General features: G+C 42.5%; 17 protein-coding genes. 1 reads left to right on the forward strand and 16 read right to left on the reverse strand.

Annotated features, from left to right (window positions below; genetic code table 11):
* Positions 1 to 61: 61 nt before the first annotated feature.
* From MB09_RS11475 to MB09_RS11540, 14 genes are all read right to left on the reverse strand, one after another.
* Positions 62 to 1363, reverse strand: coding sequence for an APC family permease (locus tag MB09_RS11475; RefSeq protein ID WP_045081052.1), 1302 nt, complete (start codon positions 1361 to 1363; stop codon positions 62 to 64).
* A 159-nt stretch (positions 1364 to 1522) separates the two neighbouring features.
* Positions 1523 to 2887: an MFS transporter gene (locus MB09_RS11480; protein WP_045081053.1), complete on the reverse strand. Its 1365-nt coding sequence runs from the start codon at positions 2885 to 2887 to the stop codon at positions 1523 to 1525.
* A gap of 147 nt (positions 2888 to 3034) precedes the next feature.
* The gene (locus MB09_RS16430; RefSeq protein WP_240484835.1) at positions 3035 to 3892 is read right to left on the reverse strand and encodes a nuclear transport factor 2 family protein; all 858 of its coding nucleotides are present in this window, start codon (positions 3890 to 3892) and stop codon (positions 3035 to 3037) included.
* A gap of 25 nt (positions 3893 to 3917) precedes the next feature.
* Positions 3918 to 4436: a RidA family protein gene (locus MB09_RS11490; protein ID WP_045081129.1), complete on the reverse strand. Its 519-nt coding sequence runs from the start codon at positions 4434 to 4436 to the stop codon at positions 3918 to 3920.
* 152 nt (positions 4437 to 4588) lie between these two features.
* A complete protein-coding gene (locus MB09_RS11495) occupies positions 4589 to 5578 on the reverse strand; it encodes an ester cyclase (protein WP_205618097.1) in 990 nt (329 codons plus the stop codon).
* 156 nt (positions 5579 to 5734) lie between these two features.
* The gene (locus MB09_RS16435; RefSeq protein ID WP_240484836.1) at positions 5735 to 5929 is read right to left on the reverse strand and encodes a hypothetical protein; all 195 of its coding nucleotides are present in this window, start codon (positions 5927 to 5929) and stop codon (positions 5735 to 5737) included.
* A 257-nt stretch (positions 5930 to 6186) separates the two neighbouring features.
* Complete coding sequence (locus MB09_RS11505; protein ID WP_235811016.1) at positions 6187 to 6960, reverse strand: hypothetical protein; 774 nt, start codon at positions 6958 to 6960, stop codon at positions 6187 to 6189.
* Positions 6961 to 7177: 217 nt separating this feature from the next.
* Positions 7178 to 8110 carry a hypothetical protein gene (locus MB09_RS11510; RefSeq protein ID WP_045081054.1) on the reverse strand — a complete coding sequence of 311 codons (933 nt, stop codon included), beginning with the start codon at positions 8108 to 8110 and terminating at the stop codon, positions 7178 to 7180.
* Positions 8111 to 8215: 105 nt separating this feature from the next.
* Positions 8216 to 9154 (reverse strand): NAD-dependent epimerase/dehydratase family protein, encoded by a 939-nt coding sequence (locus MB09_RS11515; RefSeq protein ID WP_045081055.1) that lies wholly within the window; start codon positions 9152 to 9154, stop codon positions 8216 to 8218.
* Positions 9155 to 9225: 71 nt separating this feature from the next.
* On the reverse strand, positions 9226 to 9786 hold the full coding sequence (locus tag MB09_RS11520; protein WP_045081056.1) for an ester cyclase: 561 nt from the start codon (positions 9784 to 9786) through the stop codon (positions 9226 to 9228).
* Positions 9787 to 9806: 20 nt separating this feature from the next.
* Positions 9807 to 10148, reverse strand: a complete 342-nt coding sequence (locus MB09_RS11525) for a hypothetical protein (RefSeq protein WP_045081057.1) — start codon at positions 10146 to 10148, stop codon at positions 9807 to 9809.
* A 245-nt stretch (positions 10149 to 10393) separates the two neighbouring features.
* Positions 10394 to 11149: a LytR/AlgR family response regulator transcription factor gene (locus MB09_RS11530; protein ID WP_045081058.1), complete on the reverse strand. Its 756-nt coding sequence runs from the start codon at positions 11147 to 11149 to the stop codon at positions 10394 to 10396.
* Positions 11149 to 13026 (reverse strand): tetratricopeptide repeat-containing sensor histidine kinase, encoded by a 1878-nt coding sequence (locus MB09_RS11535; protein WP_045081059.1) that lies wholly within the window; start codon positions 13024 to 13026, stop codon positions 11149 to 11151. Before MB09_RS11535 ends, MB09_RS11530 begins: the two co-directional genes overlap by 1 nt.
* Positions 13027 to 13277: 251 nt before the next feature.
* On the reverse strand, positions 13278 to 13640 hold the full coding sequence (locus tag MB09_RS11540) for a hypothetical protein (RefSeq protein ID WP_045081060.1): 363 nt from the start codon (positions 13638 to 13640) through the stop codon (positions 13278 to 13280).
* A 107-nt stretch (positions 13641 to 13747) separates the two neighbouring features.
* Here MB09_RS11540 and MB09_RS11545 point away from each other — a divergent pair, with 107 nt between their 5' ends.
* Positions 13748 to 14422, forward strand: coding sequence for an RNA polymerase sigma factor (locus MB09_RS11545; protein ID WP_045081132.1), 675 nt, complete (start codon positions 13748 to 13750; stop codon positions 14420 to 14422).
* Between the two features lie 63 nt (positions 14423 to 14485).
* Here the strand turns inward: MB09_RS11545 and MB09_RS11550 are convergent, their stop codons facing one another.
* Positions 14486 to 15421 (reverse strand): YCF48-related protein, encoded by a 936-nt coding sequence (locus tag MB09_RS11550; RefSeq protein ID WP_131459898.1) that lies wholly within the window; start codon positions 15419 to 15421, stop codon positions 14486 to 14488.
* A 75-nt stretch (positions 15422 to 15496) separates the two neighbouring features.
* On the reverse strand, positions 15497 to 15733 hold the full coding sequence (locus MB09_RS11555) for a hypothetical protein (RefSeq protein ID WP_131459900.1): 237 nt from the start codon (positions 15731 to 15733) through the stop codon (positions 15497 to 15499).
* Positions 15734 to 15808: the final 75 nt, after the last annotated feature.

A 15808-nucleotide genomic window follows, 5' to 3' on the forward strand; every position in this document is an offset into this window, starting at 1 on the left:
CGGGTCTGCGAACTGGTTTTTGCAGATGGCTGCCGGCGGGGTAGGTTTCGGAACAGTTTTATCATACCACTTTCTTTTTTAGAAATTTAATAATGAAAAATATAAGAGACAGCACCCCTATAAATACTCCCGTACCAATCATTTCATTTGCTGAAAGACTTGATAAAAAGTATAGAATTATAGCAATTGCTATTATGGGAACCGCCCAACCTCCGGGAATTTTAAATCCGCCACCGTATTCTTTTTTAGAATTACGCAGCTTGATTACAGATAGTGCTACACCTAAATAAAGAATTAACATAGAACTACTAGCTATGACTGCCAATTGCTCAAAACTGCCAGAAACAGCCAGCATAAAGCCAATGGTTGCATAAATAATAATGGATATGTATGGCGTAGCAAACGATTTGTGAATTTTGGAAAGTGCTTTTATTGGGATTACCTTATCTCTGGAAAGTGCGTAAACAATCCTTGGACTGTTAAGAATAGTGCCGCTCATATATCCAAACATAGAGATAACAGCGCCAACAATTAAAAGTATATATCCAAAATTGCCAAAAACTACTTTAGCGGTTTCTGCGAGTGGAGCCGCTGTAAAATTTGGTAAAGCATCGCCTAAAACGCCTTGTGAAACAGTTTGAATCAAGATATATACAACCGCAACAGTTGTAATACTTATTAAGATAGCCCTCGGAATTGTTCGTTTTGGGTTGACAACTTCCCCGCCAACAATAATTCCCGTTTCACAACCCTGAAAAGCAAAAAATAAAATAAGCGAGGTTTCACCCAATGTTTTGAGACTTGGCATATTTTGAAAATACAGGTTGCTTACCGATACATCTTTAAAGCCAATAGTAATTAGTAAAAGCAATGGTATTAGCTTTACAATTGTATTGAATTTCACCAAGCCTATGCCTTGTTTTAACCCAATTACATTGACGTAAACCAAACCATAAAAAAGAATAAATAAAAACAAAAAACGGAGCCATCCGGTTTCAAATATTGGGTATGCTGATGCGACCACATTTACTAACGCATTTGAAACTGCGGCATCTGCAAACAAGTTGCTTCCAACGGCAAAAAAACCAGCTACAAAGCCAGCGTAATTTCCAAAAGCGGTTTCAATGTAGGTGTAGGGTCCCCCGGTGTTTGTAACTTTACTTCCAGCTTCTGCAAAGCAAAGCATTACCATTGCCATTAAAAGTCCGCAAAACAGATAAGCAATGATGCTGGATGCTCCCATATAACTTGCTACAATAGCAGGCAGCACAAAAATACCGGACCCGATGATGATGTTGACGATATTAGCCGATAAGCCGAATACACCAACTCTTCTTTTTAATCCTTCTTCTTTTTGAATCATTTGTTGTTTGTTAGTTGAATTTTTCACCACAGAGGCACAGAGCGCACAGAGCGCACAGAGATTTCTTCGTGTTCTCTGTGTCTCTGTGGTGCTAATTTATTTTTTTCATTCGCATTGAAAACCCGAAAAAATTCCCGCAATGGATTTTCTTTTTTGAAATCAATCTTTTAATACCGGTGGCGCCACGACCGTTTGTTTCAAAATAACAAAGCTATCCACGGTCACCCGGTGTTTCTTAAAGTTTATAAGTTGAATAAGGATTATCATAATCACGGGCATAGCGGCTATAATGAGAAAGACGATTTCCCAAGTAAAATTTGTTTTCAAGACCCCGAGCATTGCAGCCCCGGCAGCGCGCCCCATATTTGAAAGCGCCATATAAAGTGTGAATTGGGTCGCGGCAACGGTTTTCCAGCAAAGGTGCATGGCCGATGCGAACACCGCAATACACAAAAACGTATATAGCGTGTAATAGGAAAGGATAAAGGCGTAAACAATTAAATTATTGCCCCATAGATTGGATAGGGATGCAAATACGGCTATAAGTAGGGTCAAGAAAAATAAATACAATGAAAGCATTTTGATTTTTCCAAAATAGTCCACCAAATAGCCCCCGATGAACATGCCCAAAAAGCCTCCAATAACCGTTGTAATGGAAAATACATTTGAAAAATACGAATTTGTCCACCCCAATTCCTGAATGCTGAAAATAGGCAGTAGCGTGTCAATAAGTCCGAACATTAAACCCACGGCAAAAACCCCGAGGCCAAACACCAAGCTCGATTTTAACCGAAGAACCTTGTAAAGGCATTTAAAAATGTGTTTCCAGCTCCGCAATTGTGTCTGCTTTGAATCTGGGGAAACTGCCCCGGCTGTCCAGGGCATTGTCTTTTCGCCGGGCCGTTCCTTAAAGTAAATCGGGAAAAGCATAATGGTTGCCACCGCAATGGAAAGGGAAGAGATAGCCGTTGGGAAACCAAACGTATTGATAAGCCAAGTACCGATAAGCAAGGACGCCGAAATGCCAATGGTTTTCGCCCCCCACATAAGGCCATTGGCCCGGGCCTGTTCGTTCTCGGGAATTACATCCACGGCCATCCCATCGGTTGCCACGTCCTGAAATGCGCCGAAAAAACTGATGAAAAAACCCGCAACCATTAAGGCGGAGAGATTGTTCAATGGATCTGGAATCAACCCGATACATAAAAAACTTATAATTAAACCAAGCTGCCCAAAAATGACCCACGGTCTTTTTCTGCCCATTGCCAACAGGGTGAAACGATCGATCAAAGGCGCAATCACAATTTTAAAGCTCCATGGAATCCCAACAACCCCCACATAGGCTGCGATTTCCATGGCCGACTTGCCGTTCATCGCCAACCAGGCGGGAATTGCAAAAAAGGTAATGCCTTCGGGAATTCCCTGGGCGATATAAAGTGCCGAAAAGGTAATATACCTGGTTAAGGCATTATCGGTTAAGATTCTGCCCAATCTTTTTTTTCTGATAATAGTTTCTTTTGCCATGATTTTAGGTTTTAAGGGGGAGGATTAAAATCCTCCTTTTTTATTGGCGACATGGGGAAACTGCCTTTTCTGCTTGAATTTTGTTTGATTTAAATTGTTAATGCCTACTCTTTTCAGTTTACGGCTTGCTCCGTTTTAGTTGAAAATTTAATTTTCCATCGCCTCGGCCACTTTCTCGGTATCCAAAAACTGCTGAAATGCGACAACCTTTCCATCCTTGAGTGTCCAAAGATGTGCAACTTGGGCGTTATAGGTCTTTCCGGTTTTCTTTACTTTGGCATCATAACGAAGCGTTGCCAGCACTTGATCGTTGTCCATATTGTGCAATTTGATGTCTTCCAGTTTAAAATATTCGTGGTCCGCGCCAAGCCTTGCGAAAACGCCATTTAACACCGCGTCCGGACCAATGTATGGATTGCCATCTGCAAGGGAATTGCTTTCGGCTTCATTCCAAACTATTTTTGGGTCCATGCTGGCGAGGACGGTTGGAATATCGCCAACCGCAAAAGCTTTGTAAAGACCATCCACAGCGGCTATATTTTGAGCCGTATTTCCATTTTTCATCTCAACGCGGATAAGCTTGATGGTTTCTGTTTTACTCAGGTTTTCGGCTTGATGCGGCGCTTCGGCATTTTTGAATATGGTTAGCGGAAACCTTGGTTGTTCGGGGAATTTTCGCGAATCGAGAATTACATTGCCTTGGGCGTCATAATCCACAAAATCTCCCGCACTTAGTATATAAAGCGTGCTTGGCCATTGATAATGGTGCAGCGGTTCCTTTTCGCCCGGTAAAAGTGTTACCTCCAAAACCCTCACCTTGTCGTTTTCCAATAAAATTTTATGGTTTTGGGGTGCGGCTACCACTGCGTCCAGCGCTGCGGGCCAATCGGCAGGATTTCCTGTATTATAGGCAAAAGTTGAAGCATCCAATTTTTGTTGGCCAAATGAAGCTGCCGTTATTGCAAAGACAGCAATGATTAACAGGTAATTTCTAAGTGTTTTCATATTATGTTTTTTAGTATTCGTAAATCTATTTTTTGTATACTTCCATCTCAATCTCTATCATAAATTCCGGGAGTGCCAATTCCTTTACCCCAAGCCACGAGCCTGTGGGGAAATGGTTTTTATAGATTTCTGCTCTAAAGGCCGCCACTTCCAAAAACTTGGGCATGTTGGTAGTAAATACATTTTCCACGACCACATCGTCAAAAGTGCAGCCGTAATGCGCCAATACTTTTTCTAGATCGGCATAGCAGTTTTTCATTTGTTGTTCTATGTCGCCCACAGCGGTTGGGTTGCCTTGGTCGTCCATACTTACCGCTCCGGAAATTTTTATGTCGTTGCCAATTTTTACGGCATGCGAGTAGCCATAGGCTTTTTCAACTTCGGGACGCAGCAGGAAATAGTCCGGGGTTTCATCTACTACAACTGTTTCCGTGGGTTCGGATTTTTCTACTGTTGTTTCAGTCTTGGTCTTTTGGTTACAGCTAGATAGCGAAATTGCTGCTACCAAAGCGAGTGCTATTGTTGTAAGTTTTGTTGTTTTCATTTTATGAATCGTTTTTAATGGTTGTTTATCGATATTGAACCACAAAGGGCACAATGTTTTGCACAGAGTACACAAAGAATTGCTTTGTGTGCTTTGTCTTCTTAGTGTTCTTTGTGGTTTCATTTAAACTTATTTTGAGTAAAAAATCTATTTCAATATCCCACGCCATATTTAATCTGCCTGCTATATTCTTCAGTATCAAAACTGCCTTTGGATTCTTTTATCAAACCGTTTTCGTCCAACTGCCAAAGTTCAAAACCACTTATGTTTACTTTTTTCCCGGTGCTGTTGGGGCCGGTGTTGGTTCCGGTCAATGTCCAATGGAATTCTGTTCCCATTGGAGTTTTGACCAATTTGTCAAAAGCCACGACCATATCGTCAGGGAAATTTTCCATAAAGGCCTTGGCAGACTTTGCAATGGCATTTCTTCCAACTGAAGGCGTGCTATTGTTTATGTTAAGCGAGCCATCTTCGGAATAAAACAACGCCACAAAATCGGGGTTTTGGCTGCACCAAGCCTGGGCGTAACTTTTGGCGAAGACGATTGGGTCGTAAATTCTTTCAGTTTCTGGAATACGGGTTGAGGTGAACGAAATATTGATAAACTTCCAAGCTCCGTTTTCCTTTAGCAATGTGAAATAATCGATGTTGTGCAAAAGCGGCACTCCAAAGGCATGTAAAACGGCATCGGCTTTTACGAATGCCAATTGCCCCTCGCTTACATGTATTGTGTATTCTTTTACGGGTTCAAAATAAGGCCGGTTTGTTCTAATTTTCCCCGCTTCAAAATAGTCGCGCATCAACATGGTTTCAGTAGTCCATTTGCCGTCCCTTAATCTTTTGGTTGCGAGACTTGCATTGTCGGCCATCATTTTTTCCATTTTGTCGAGCTGGTAGTTGCCTGCTACAATCAGAAATTGTTCGATTGTTGCCTTTATTTCTGCTTCGTCTTTGGCATAAACTTTTTCCGAAGTAGTTAGTTGCTTTTGACTACCCATTTTATCTAAGTTTTTATGGTTTTTTATTCCCGTAGAAACCATTCCTGTAATTGCAGATTCGGCACTCCCATGCGGGTCTGCGCCTTGGGCGTTTATTGCGAAACCCACAAATAACAAAAACAGGATTTGTATTATAATTTTCATTATTTCTTAATTTTCATTTACAACTTCGATGATTATACCTACAAGGAGCCGCGCTGAAGGGCGGGGAATATTTTGCAGGAAATTCATCTTTTCACGTGGTTACCACGATCATCTTCAGTTTCAGTTTCAGTTTCGATTTCGATTTCGATTTCGATTTCAGTAAATAATATTCTCCAAAATCCTTCCCAGATTGCTTTCGGCCATCGGAACCTTGCGGTCTGCGGCAAAGATTTGCTGGATTTCGTTTTTCAGCTCGCACAGTTCCAGTTCAGAGTATTGGTGCCGTTCCAGTGCGTCCTGTATTTTTTCAAGGCTTTCATCTTCGTCATCATTCTGAAATTCCCGGTACATTTTTTCGAACATTTCTTCAGAAGTTTCTTTTTTATCAGGGCTATTTCTTCCTCGGTTTCCAATTTATCTGCTTTGGCGCAGAGCATCAGAATGTATGTTTTCAGCTATGCTTTGCTCCATTGGGTTTCGTAAGTTTTCATACTATTGTTTCTACAATTTCTTAGCGTACTCTGCGCCTCTGCGGTGGGTACATTTTACCGCAAACCTGCCTGCCGTTACCGTCTGGTAGGCAGGGGCGCAAAGGGCGCAAAGTTTTGTTAGTTTCTAGCAGCGGCTTTTACGTCGCCACTAATGCCACTTAATTCCGGGACATACATCCAAATTTCGGTCTCGCCGCCATTGGTCACGTCCATCCAGTCCTTTAAAAACTGGTCCCAACTTCCGGTGCCGTTCATTTCATCGTATTTTTTGGCGATGCTGTGGTCTTCGCCCAGCCATGCCGATTTGTCAAAAAATGAAATGACCGCCAGATCCTTTCCTTCCTTGGTACTGGGGAATTCGTTGGTGTAAATACCAAAGGTTTCATTAGGCGATTTTGCGGCGTACACATCGTGGACTTTTTTAACCAAGGCCATTGCCTCTTTGTATTTACCGCGTTTAATATCCCACATATCCACGGCCATGTTCTTAATGGTGAAGTCCTTTGGAAAGCGCGACATGTCTGCATTGAATTTCCAATATGAACTCTCGAATCCGCTACCAGGCATGAGGTATGGACTTACGTTGTCGCGCCAATCGGCATCGTGGCCTTCTTTTTGTGCGGGGCCATGGTCCATGGAGCTCCATGGGAATGGGCCCATAACCCAAACGTAGCGACCGGTTCTGGGTCCATTGGAAATCCAATACACGCGAACTCCATGGGGTCCGTCGCCGTGGTATTTTTTGTTGTGCGCGGTAATCCCTCTTTCAAATTGGCTTATCTGTGTGGGATTTGGCGTTAACACGTCATTTTCGAATACGGCGTATTCGGTGCTGTTTTGCGATAGTGCCAAAAAAGGCAGTAAAAGCAGTGTAAAAAGTAATTTTCTCATGATTTTAAATTTGTGTTTCCACGATAGGCGGAAACGGGTTAAAATTGAATTGTTTCGCTTTATAAACCGGGGAGTTTCTTTTGACTTAAGACTTTAGGACGTAGGACGAATTTGCAATGCTTGTCATTTCCGCAATATTTCCAACTTCGTTTTCAGCTTCATCTTTCGATTTCGATTTCGATTTCGATTTCGCTTTCGATTTCGCCTCGATTTCGCTCTAATCCAACAATTTCGGGTTGTAATAGGCGGTTTCACTGGTTATCTTACCATCCTCATTAAAATACATTTGGTAGTGGATGGGGACCGTGATTGCTTTTTTGTCCGATTTGCGCATAAAGTTGATGTTCCACCAGGACTGCACTACGTGGGCATCACCCATTTCGTAATGTAAATAATCGGGATAGCCCACCACATCAATACTGGCTACGTCAAATTTGTCCAGTATCTGCTTGTCTATGGCTTTCTGCTCTGCCAGCGAAATGCTCTTGAAATCGGGTGAACTGGAATCGACAAACCGGGCGTCTTTATCATAAAAACTGTATGCCTTGTCCCAGTCGTTGTTCTCGATGGCGTACATCATTTTCCTCACTGTATTTATAAAATCGTGGTGGTTGTAGATTGTGCCGTTTTTCCTGTCGGAAAAACTGGAGCGTATTTCATCAATTACCCCGTCGTTTTTGTATGTGATGAGCCTGCTTATTTTACTGTTTTTGGTAAGGGTATAAAGCCGGTGCGAAGCGGCATCAATCTTCACGCCAGTGGTTTTGTGGACGCCCTTTATTAAATCCCAGGTCTGTACCCACACATCGCCATCCGGATTGTCCTTTTTATACTCTATGGCATCTGGGTAGGATCCGGGAAATGTCTCAATGGCATAGTAGTCCAAATTATCGTGGTAAAGCATTTGGTTGTCCAGAAAGGCTTCCTTATCCATCCCCTTGTCGTTGTCGTTGTCTGAAGTACCGTTATAGGCCTTGAAGTCGTCGGTCAGGTAGCTCGCCATTTTGGCTCTGTCGCCCGCTGCCGATGCTTTGGTGAAATCATTAACTACGTCAATTGCCGGATGCTCTATATAGACCGTTCCGTTCTTTTTCTGTGCTGTGGCAATGAAAGCTATGAGTAGCATTGCCGATAGAATTGTTGTTTTCATTTTTATGTATGTATTTGGTTAATATTTGGTTTTATATTGTTGGTTTATAAATGATTAAGAGGGCTTCTTAAATAACTCAATAACTCAATAACTTCTTTCTTTTTACTATTTTGAATAACTGTTTAAAGTCTCTTGAACTGGTCTGAATTTCACGCCCAGATCGTGCCTTGCCAATTGGTTTTTGTAAATTATGTTTCCTTTGCTTTTCGGTTCTTTGTGGTTCAGCATTAAGCTCATATCGCTCACTGGGTAACTTTCGCTGCTCAGCAAATAGTTTTTGCCGTGCAGGCCGGAAATTGTTGCGGCTTTAAAAATGGCTTCCGCTACATCGTTAACATCTACTACGGCCATTTCGGGATTGGTGTCATAAAGCATTTGCACAAATGGATTGGGGGCAATTTTGTTCTTAAAGAGAAACTGCATTCCAGTGGAAGTAGAATCTTCCCTATTTGACAGAGATTTCCCCATAACCCCAACCGGCGATACCGAAGTGATTTCAAAGGAAAGATTTGGGTTTTTCTTTATAAAGTTTTCCACCGTTTGGTTGGCCATAAACTTGGCCTGTGCATACGGATGGCTTTCGACGCTTATGTATTTTTTATCGGTTTCATCAAAGGAATCGGTGGTGGTCTTGCCGTATGCCGCTAATGGAAAGTTGGTGTTATAGGCTGCCACCGAGGCTATGAAAACCACTTTTTGAATTAAAGGCGCATCCTTAATGGCTTCCAAAAAGTTTTCGGTGCCCTTGATGGTGGGGTCAAAGAGCTCTTTTTGCGGATCGTTTACATCCAGTTGAAAGGGCGTGCCGCCGTGGATTACAATTTCGCAATCGCTCACAAAATCTTTCAACACTTCCAAGTCCTCTACCTTCAGCCCGCTGATGTTGAGGTTGTCGGAATTTTCCAGACTGAAGAGATGTTGGTACTTTTCGCTCTTTTTGATGTCGGTTACAGATACTTTTACATTGTATCCTTCTTCCAGAAATTTCTTGGTGGTGTAACTTCCTATAAAGCCAGAGCCTCCTATGATACCTACTGTTTTCATAATTTTGGTTTTAAATTAGACCTAACGGGTTAACTACATCCTCACTTGTAATGCCCGTTAGGCCTGGGTAATTACTGTTCGCCCGCTGCTTCAGGGGTAGTGGCGCCGTCCATTTCACTTGCTTCGGCAGAACTTTTATCGGCCTCTTGCAGAGCCTGCATATCCAGCATTATTTTTGAAAGGTCCCAATAGCCAAATTCCTTTACGATTTTGCCATCTACAAATTGGGCCGTAATGTGTGTAGGAATGGTATATGTCTTGTTGGTGGCCGCGAGTGTGCCTTTCCAGAGGCCCCAGAAGTTTACATAGGTTTTGCCCTTATCGGTCACTACCATTTCATATTCAGATTCATCATCTACATATTTCCAGTCTGAAAAGATAGTTGCGTCTTCTTTGTGCATTGTCATTAGTTGAGCCAGTGTTTTTCCATCTTCTTCAACTACATTGTACATTATCTTGGCCGTATCTGCGTAGTGGCTTGCCAATGCTTCCCAATCGCGGTTTTCATACGATGCAATAACTTCTTTTAATGAATTTATTTCAGGCGATTGTTGGGTGTAGCGCTTTTCCTGTTGTTGGCAAGCTGCCACGGAAAGGACTATTGCAAGTCCTAAAAAGAGTAATTTTTTCATGTGTTCTCAGAATTATTTATCTATTGGTTATTATTTTTTATCGCGAGCTTCTGTTTCTGCAACTTGTTTTTCAGTTGCATTGAATCACGTCTCTTTTCATCTGCCAGAGAAAATCTGGATGTTTCGTTTGTATGGAACACATCAAGAGAAGGAAGTTGCTCCGCTTTTTCCACCTTTCGCAGTGCATAGGGAACATAGTCTATGGGAACGACCGGAAGGGGACTGTTATTAAAGTTTTCGATAGTCCGGTACCAGTCCGGTCCCAGATATTCCGCCCCACCCTTTTTGTGTATTTGGGCCGTGGCCTGAAAACCAATTAATAATGGGAAACAGAAAATAATAATGGTGCTAAGTGTTTTCATAATTCTATTTATTTATGGTTTATACCAAAGGAATTGAATAAACTATCTGAAAACAAGTGAGTTAGGATGAAAAGGGGTTGAGGTTGTCCGAAGGGATAATATTTGTTCCCCAAGAATAAAACGTGGATTGGGCCTATTGCGAAGACCCTATTTGAAGATAATAACCTGAATTTGGAATTTTAAAGTGTAGGGTGTCAGTATGTTATAGAAGATGTATGCGTTGCCCGAATAAGACTTGCCTGCATTTAAATAGTTTGCAACCGTTTAAGGAGCTCCGTGCGCATCGCCCTGCTCATAGGGATGGCTTTTTTGGCTATAACTACATGGGTGCCAGCCACTTCGTCTATTCGGGAAAGATTGATAATATAGGAGCGGTGTATTCTGAGGAAGTGTTTCTGTGGAAGTTTCTCATCAATATTCTTGAGGGTCATCACCAAGAGATATTCCCTGCCCTCCGAAAATATGCGGCAATAATTGCGGTCTGCCTCAATATAGAGAATATTCTTGATGTCTATTTTCAGCATCCTTTCGTTATGGCGCACAAAAATTCTGTCATTCAGAATAAAGTCGGTATCGTTTCCGGTGGCTGCCGTTGGCCCATTGTCGTTTTCTGAATCTTTTTCCAACGAAATCCTGTCAACGGTCAATTCAATGGCGCGTTGCAGATCAAGTTTTTTAAAGGGTTTTGAAATAAAGGCATACGGATGCGTTTCCTTGGCGCGGTTAAAATGTGCCTCGTCGGTATTTGCCGTTAAATAAATAATGGGGATAGGGTGTATCTTGTGGATTGCTTGTGCCGTTTCAATACCGTCCAAATCGCCCTTGAGCCGAATATCCAACAATATAATATCGGGCCTGTTAATCTGTATATGCGAAATGGCTTCGTCGCCCTGCGGAAGTATGCCCGTTATCTCATAGCCCAACTCGCTTAACTGCAGTGAAATATTGGCGGCAATTACCATTTCGTCCTCTACAATCAATATTTTTACGGCTTTGTCCATCAAGCAATTTTAAAGTTCTTAAAGTTGAAGAAAACCGTGGTGCCATTAATGTGTTCTTCGGTTATGGTGCCGTTAAGTTGTTGTGTGAGCAGTTGGATTAGCTGTGTGCCAAAACCAGTGCCCTGAGGTTTTGAATCCTTGGTCTTCCCAATGCCATTGTCTGAGACTTTTAGAAATAGTCTTTCGTTTTCCTGTTTTAAACTGATGTTGATCTTTCCTTTTTCTCCTTCCGGAAAAGCGTATTTTAAGGCGTTGGTCAAAAGTTCATTTACAATAAGTCCAATGGGAACCGCGGTGTCCACATCCAGGTTGAGATTGTCCATGGCGCATTCTATTTTCACCTTTTCCTCGGCATTGAATGTATCCAAAATACCTTCGCTTAAATTCATAAAATAATTCTTCATTTCTATACTGCCCAAATTTTCACCCTGATACAGCTTTTGATGGATAATGCCCATACTTTGCACACGGTTCTGGCTGGCGAGCATGGCTTCCTTGCTTGCCCCGTCCTCCAGTTTTGCCGATTGTAGGGCAATGAGGCTTTTCACCATTTCCAGATTGTTCTTTACGCGGTGGTGAATTTCTTTTAGCAGCAGTTCGTTTTGTTTGTTCTTTGCATCCAGTTCGGCGTTTAACGTGGCCAGCGCTTTTCGCTTCTTGCGAATATTTCTCAGTGTAAAAAACATTCCAAACAGTATAATTGCAAGCATTCCGGCCAAGACAATATAAAGGGTTTGGGTCTTTCGCTGTTGTGCAATCTTGGCCTCTTTGTCCATGATTTCCATATCCTTTTGGGCCGTTTCATATTTTACTTGCAACTCGCTGTCCTTACGCGCAATGATGGTGTTGAGGTATTCCGTATGGCCTTGTTCGTATAATTCATGATATTCCAGGGCATTTTTATAGTCGCCCAATTCACTGTAAATGTTGGAAACGTGCATATAGTTTTCCCAAAGATTTTTGGTGTTGCCTAAGCGTTTCATAATTTCAATCGCGCGCAGATTGTAGGGTAGGGCCTCGGCGTATTTTCCCTGCAAAATATATACGTGCCCGATGTTTGCGGTGGGCGGCATCATATAGCGTTCCAGCCCTATGGCTTTCGCGCCCTCGTAGCAGCGGTTGTAATCGGCAATGGCTTCCTCGTAACGCTCCATATATTTATAGATATTTCCGCGGCCGTTGTAACACGCCAATAGCGGTGGCCCGGTTTCGCCCATCTTTTTATATGTGTTGATGGCGGTATTCATGCTCGCCAAACTTTCGTCCAGATTTCCCAAAAACAATTGGTTTTCGGCAAGCCGGCGATAGGAGAGCGCCAAGTCTTCCTCATACCCGTTTTTCTCCTGGATTGCAATTGCTTTTTGGCAGTATTCCGCCCCTTCGGCATAGCTGTCCGAATAATAAAGTAGGTCGCAAATTTTTGTGTAGCATTGCCCAATGCCGCGCTGGTCACCTGTTTTTTCGTAGAGCGCCAATGCTTTGTAAACGGCTTCGGAACCCTTGTCGTATTCGGCCGTGCCGCTGTAATTCATAACCAACAGGAGATAGGTGTCTGCCAGTTGTTTGGTCATTTTCTGTTTTTCGTAAACCGAAATGGCCTTTTTCAAATAAACGATGGAAGAATCCAGCACGGTATGGTCCTCGTGCCATTTCGCCAACCCGATATAGGCCTCGCCAAGAGTCTGGAAATCCTTGTTTTTTTGGGAAAGCTGAATGGTTTTTTTGAAATTTTTGTACTGCTGAAGCGTATCTTCAACCCCTGGAATTGCTTCCCGATCGGAATTTTTAAGCGTGTCTTCTTTTGTTTTGGAAGGAGTTTGGGGAAGACTGCTCCACGAAACGCACGCTAATACTACAAAGAGTAATAGTCGTTTCATTTTGGTTGTGATGGGTTGTTTGTTGATTTTAAATGTACGACTATTTTTTTGGAAATAGAAAATACCGAATAAAAATTCAAAATAGCGTACGAGCCAAAGCGTCTTAAAATCAATATTTTATAATATTTCAGGCCAACAGCCACCTTGCATTTAGTACGAAACTTCCCTTTGGAATTTTTTTCCGAAGGGAAGTTTGCAATACAAGCAAATAGAATTAGCGCTTAGCCTGCATTTGACGCGGGCGTACTTAATTAGGCCAGAATAAAGGCGCTAATGGCCATCACGATGTCGCGTACGGCAACATCGGGGTGGTGCCATGTAAAAATGAGGCTGAGCGCAATAAGTAGCAGCCAGAGTGAAACGATATAGGCGCCTATCTGGATGCGGATGGCTACGATTATACCTGCCACAATCTCGATTATACCAACTATTTTCATAAAGGTTTCGCCGCTAAAGGGAAGCATTTCCAAAGTAGCGGGGGCCAGATAGGTATCCCACTGCGCCAAAATGTTGAAGAATTTGTCCAAGCCCGCAACTATGGGTACGATGATGAACACCGCTTTTAGGAGGTTCTGGATATTGTTGATTTCCGAAGTTTTTGTTACTGTTGCCATGATTAAATGAATTTTTTGGTTCTATAGGTTTGATGCCATGGACGGGTCGCGGTTACAAAATTTGTAACTTTAGGCAGCTTATGGCATCAAAAGGGAAAGAACATAGTATGAAAGCAAACCATCTCGAATCATTTACCTTGACTAAATTGCCCGATTCCACTATTGTTGAAAGGGTTTTGCAAGGGGAGAAGGAACTATTTGAAATTTTATTGCGACGGTATAACCAGCGGCTGTTTAGGGTGGTTCGTAGTTACATCCATTCAGAAGATGACGTTAAGGATATTATGCAGGATGCCTATGTTAAGGCCTATACCAAGTTGGAACAATTCAACTATGAAGCCTCATTTTCTACCTGGCTCATTCGGATTGCCATAAATGAAGCCTTGCAGCAAATACGAAAGAACAAAAGACAAACCAATAATTACGGAAAAACGGAACGCTTAGACAACGTTTTCCATTTGCCAGATCCAAACCAGATGAACCCAGAAAAGCATACCATTAGAACCCAGACCCACCATTTGATTGAAGAGGCGGTGGACAGGTTGCCAGAAAAGTACCGCGTTGTATTTGTTATGCACCAAGTAGAGGGACTTTCCAATCCGGAAATTGCGACCTGTCTAAAATTAAGCGACAGCAATGTAAAGGTGCGCCTGCATCGGGCCAAGAAATTACTGAAGGAAGAATTATATAAAAATACCCACGATGCCTCTATCTATGAATTTGGAAACCAAAAATGCGATTTGATGGTGGAAATGGTGATGGTAAAAATCCAGAATATTTAAGGGGCTTTCCAAAATAAGGAAAGCCGCGATATAGTGCGGCTTTCTCAAATCTTTCAAAATTTCCTATCTTTTCAAAACTTTTAGACTGCTTGTTCTGCCTTCACTTAAAACATGGACTATGTACAAGCCGTTGGCCAGGTGCGCGGCCTTTATCTGGCACAGTTCATTTTCATTTTCATAAGTTCCCAAAAGTTGGCCATTTAGGTTGAAAAGTTGAACAGTATCCAATTTTCCCTTGGAAGCGCGGATCTCGAAATTCTGGGTGTGCTCATTGTAAAAACCGATTAGGGATTCGTCAATCAATTGATGGTCATTGGTTCCCAAAAACACATCGTCAAACTTTAGCATCACTCCGCCAGAGCCGCAGATTAGGCCAGAGCCATTTTCAAAAAATGCAATTTCGTACAATTGATTTTGGCCGTTGCCCACAAATATTTGGTTCCAATTGGCACCGTTGTCTTCAGAAAAATAAATATCGGTATCAGTTCCCCCAGCCATCAATTGGTCCCCTTTATACGCCAAGGCGTAAAAATGGTGGTAGCCAGTGGCAAAATCGCTCCAGGTACTGCCTCCGTCGTGGGTGGTTTTGAGCAAGCCATCTTCCCCAGCTATTACTCCGTTATCGGCATCCTTAAAATGGAGCGACAGAAAATAATTCTGGATAACTCCTGAATAGATCTGTGTCCACGTATTGCCCCCGTCAGTAGCTTTTGCGATGCGTTCATCGGCACCTACGGAATACAGTGTAGTCTGGTCTGCATATCCCACGTTAATTCCCCCTGCATCCATTACATCGGTCGCGGCGGTCCAGGTATCGCCTCCGTCTGTTGTGAGGTATATTGCAAAAAAGGGAGCGTCATTTAACTGCGCCGAGACAAAGCCAATGTTTTCATCGTAAAAGGAAAGGTTGTTGTAAAGATAAACGTCGGTACCCACGGTCATAGGCGTCCAAGTGGCGCCGGCGTCCTCGGTTTTCATAAATAGGTCGTATCCAGCCACAAAACCTTTGGTTTCACTTACAAACTCAATCTTTTCAAAACTCGGCGAAGTACCGCTGGTGGGATAGATGGTGGTCTAGGTCTCGCCGCCATCAACGGTTTTTATAATAATTCCCTCGGTATCAAAAGTAAATTTGGAGCCTGCGGCGTATGCTATATCGTTCTGACCTTCGGGAATGGCAAGGTCGTAAAGTATAAAATCGGTTCCGGTGGTTTTGTACTCAAAATTTTGTGCCTTGGAGGCAAAAATGGCTCCCAGACAAACTGAAAAAATTAGGATTGCTTTTTTAACTGAATGTGTAGAATTTTTCATGGTTTTCATATAAGGTTTATTTCCAGCAAATATAGTTCCTGCCCGTACGGCGAGAAAACATTTAAAGGTTTTGGG

The sequence above is a fragment of the Aequorivita vladivostokensis genome (genome assembly GCF_000952855.1).
Taxonomy (GTDB): Bacteria; Bacteroidota; Bacteroidia; order Flavobacteriales; family Flavobacteriaceae; genus Aequorivita; species Aequorivita vladivostokensis.

Coding starts and splice junctions, on each gene's coding strand:
- MB09_RS11495 (WP_205618097.1), bottom strand. CDS start 5,578: ATGAAAATTATAATACAAATCCTGTTTTTGTTATTTGTGGGTTTCGCA.
- MB09_RS11475 (WP_045081052.1), bottom strand. CDS start 1,363: ATGATTCAAAAAGAAGAAGGATTAAAAAGAAGAGTTGGTGTATTCGGC.
- MB09_RS11510 (WP_045081054.1), bottom strand. CDS start 8,110: ATGAAAACAACAATTCTATCGGCAATGCTACTCATAGCTTTCATTGCC.
- MB09_RS11520 (WP_045081056.1), bottom strand. CDS start 9,786: ATGAAAAAATTACTCTTTTTAGGACTTGCAATAGTCCTTTCCGTGGCA.
- MB09_RS11535 (WP_045081059.1), bottom strand. CDS start 13,026: ATGAAACGACTATTACTCTTTGTAGTATTAGCGTGCGTTTCGTGGAGC.
- MB09_RS11555 (WP_131459900.1), bottom strand. CDS start 15,733: ATGAAAAATTCTACACATTCAGTTAAAAAAGCAATCCTAATTTTTTCA.
- MB09_RS11525 (WP_045081057.1), bottom strand. CDS start 10,148: ATGAAAACACTTAGCACCATTATTATTTTCTGTTTCCCATTATTAATT.
- MB09_RS11545 (WP_045081132.1), top strand. CDS start 13,748: ATGAAAGCAAACCATCTCGAATCATTTACCTTGACTAAATTGCCCGAT.
- MB09_RS11530 (WP_045081058.1), bottom strand. CDS start 11,149: ATGGACAAAGCCGTAAAAATATTGATTGTAGAGGACGAAATGGTAATT.
- MB09_RS11480 (WP_045081053.1), bottom strand. CDS start 2,887: ATGGCAAAAGAAACTATTATCAGAAAAAAAAGATTGGGCAGAATCTTA.
- MB09_RS16435 (WP_240484836.1), bottom strand. CDS start 5,929: ATGTACCGGGAATTTCAGAATGATGACGAAGATGAAAGCCTTGAAAAA.
- MB09_RS11540 (WP_045081060.1), bottom strand. CDS start 13,640: ATGGCAACAGTAACAAAAACTTCGGAAATCAACAATATCCAGAACCTC.
- MB09_RS11490 (WP_045081129.1), bottom strand. CDS start 4,436: ATGAAAACAACAAAACTTACAACAATAGCACTCGCTTTGGTAGCAGCA.
- MB09_RS11515 (WP_045081055.1), bottom strand. CDS start 9,154: ATGAAAACAGTAGGTATCATAGGAGGCTCTGGCTTTATAGGAAGTTAC.
- MB09_RS11505 (WP_235811016.1), bottom strand. CDS start 6,960: ATGAGAAAATTACTTTTTACACTGCTTTTACTGCCTTTTTTGGCACTA.
- MB09_RS16430 (WP_240484835.1), bottom strand. CDS start 3,892: ATGAAAACACTTAGAAATTACCTGTTAATCATTGCTGTCTTTGCAATA.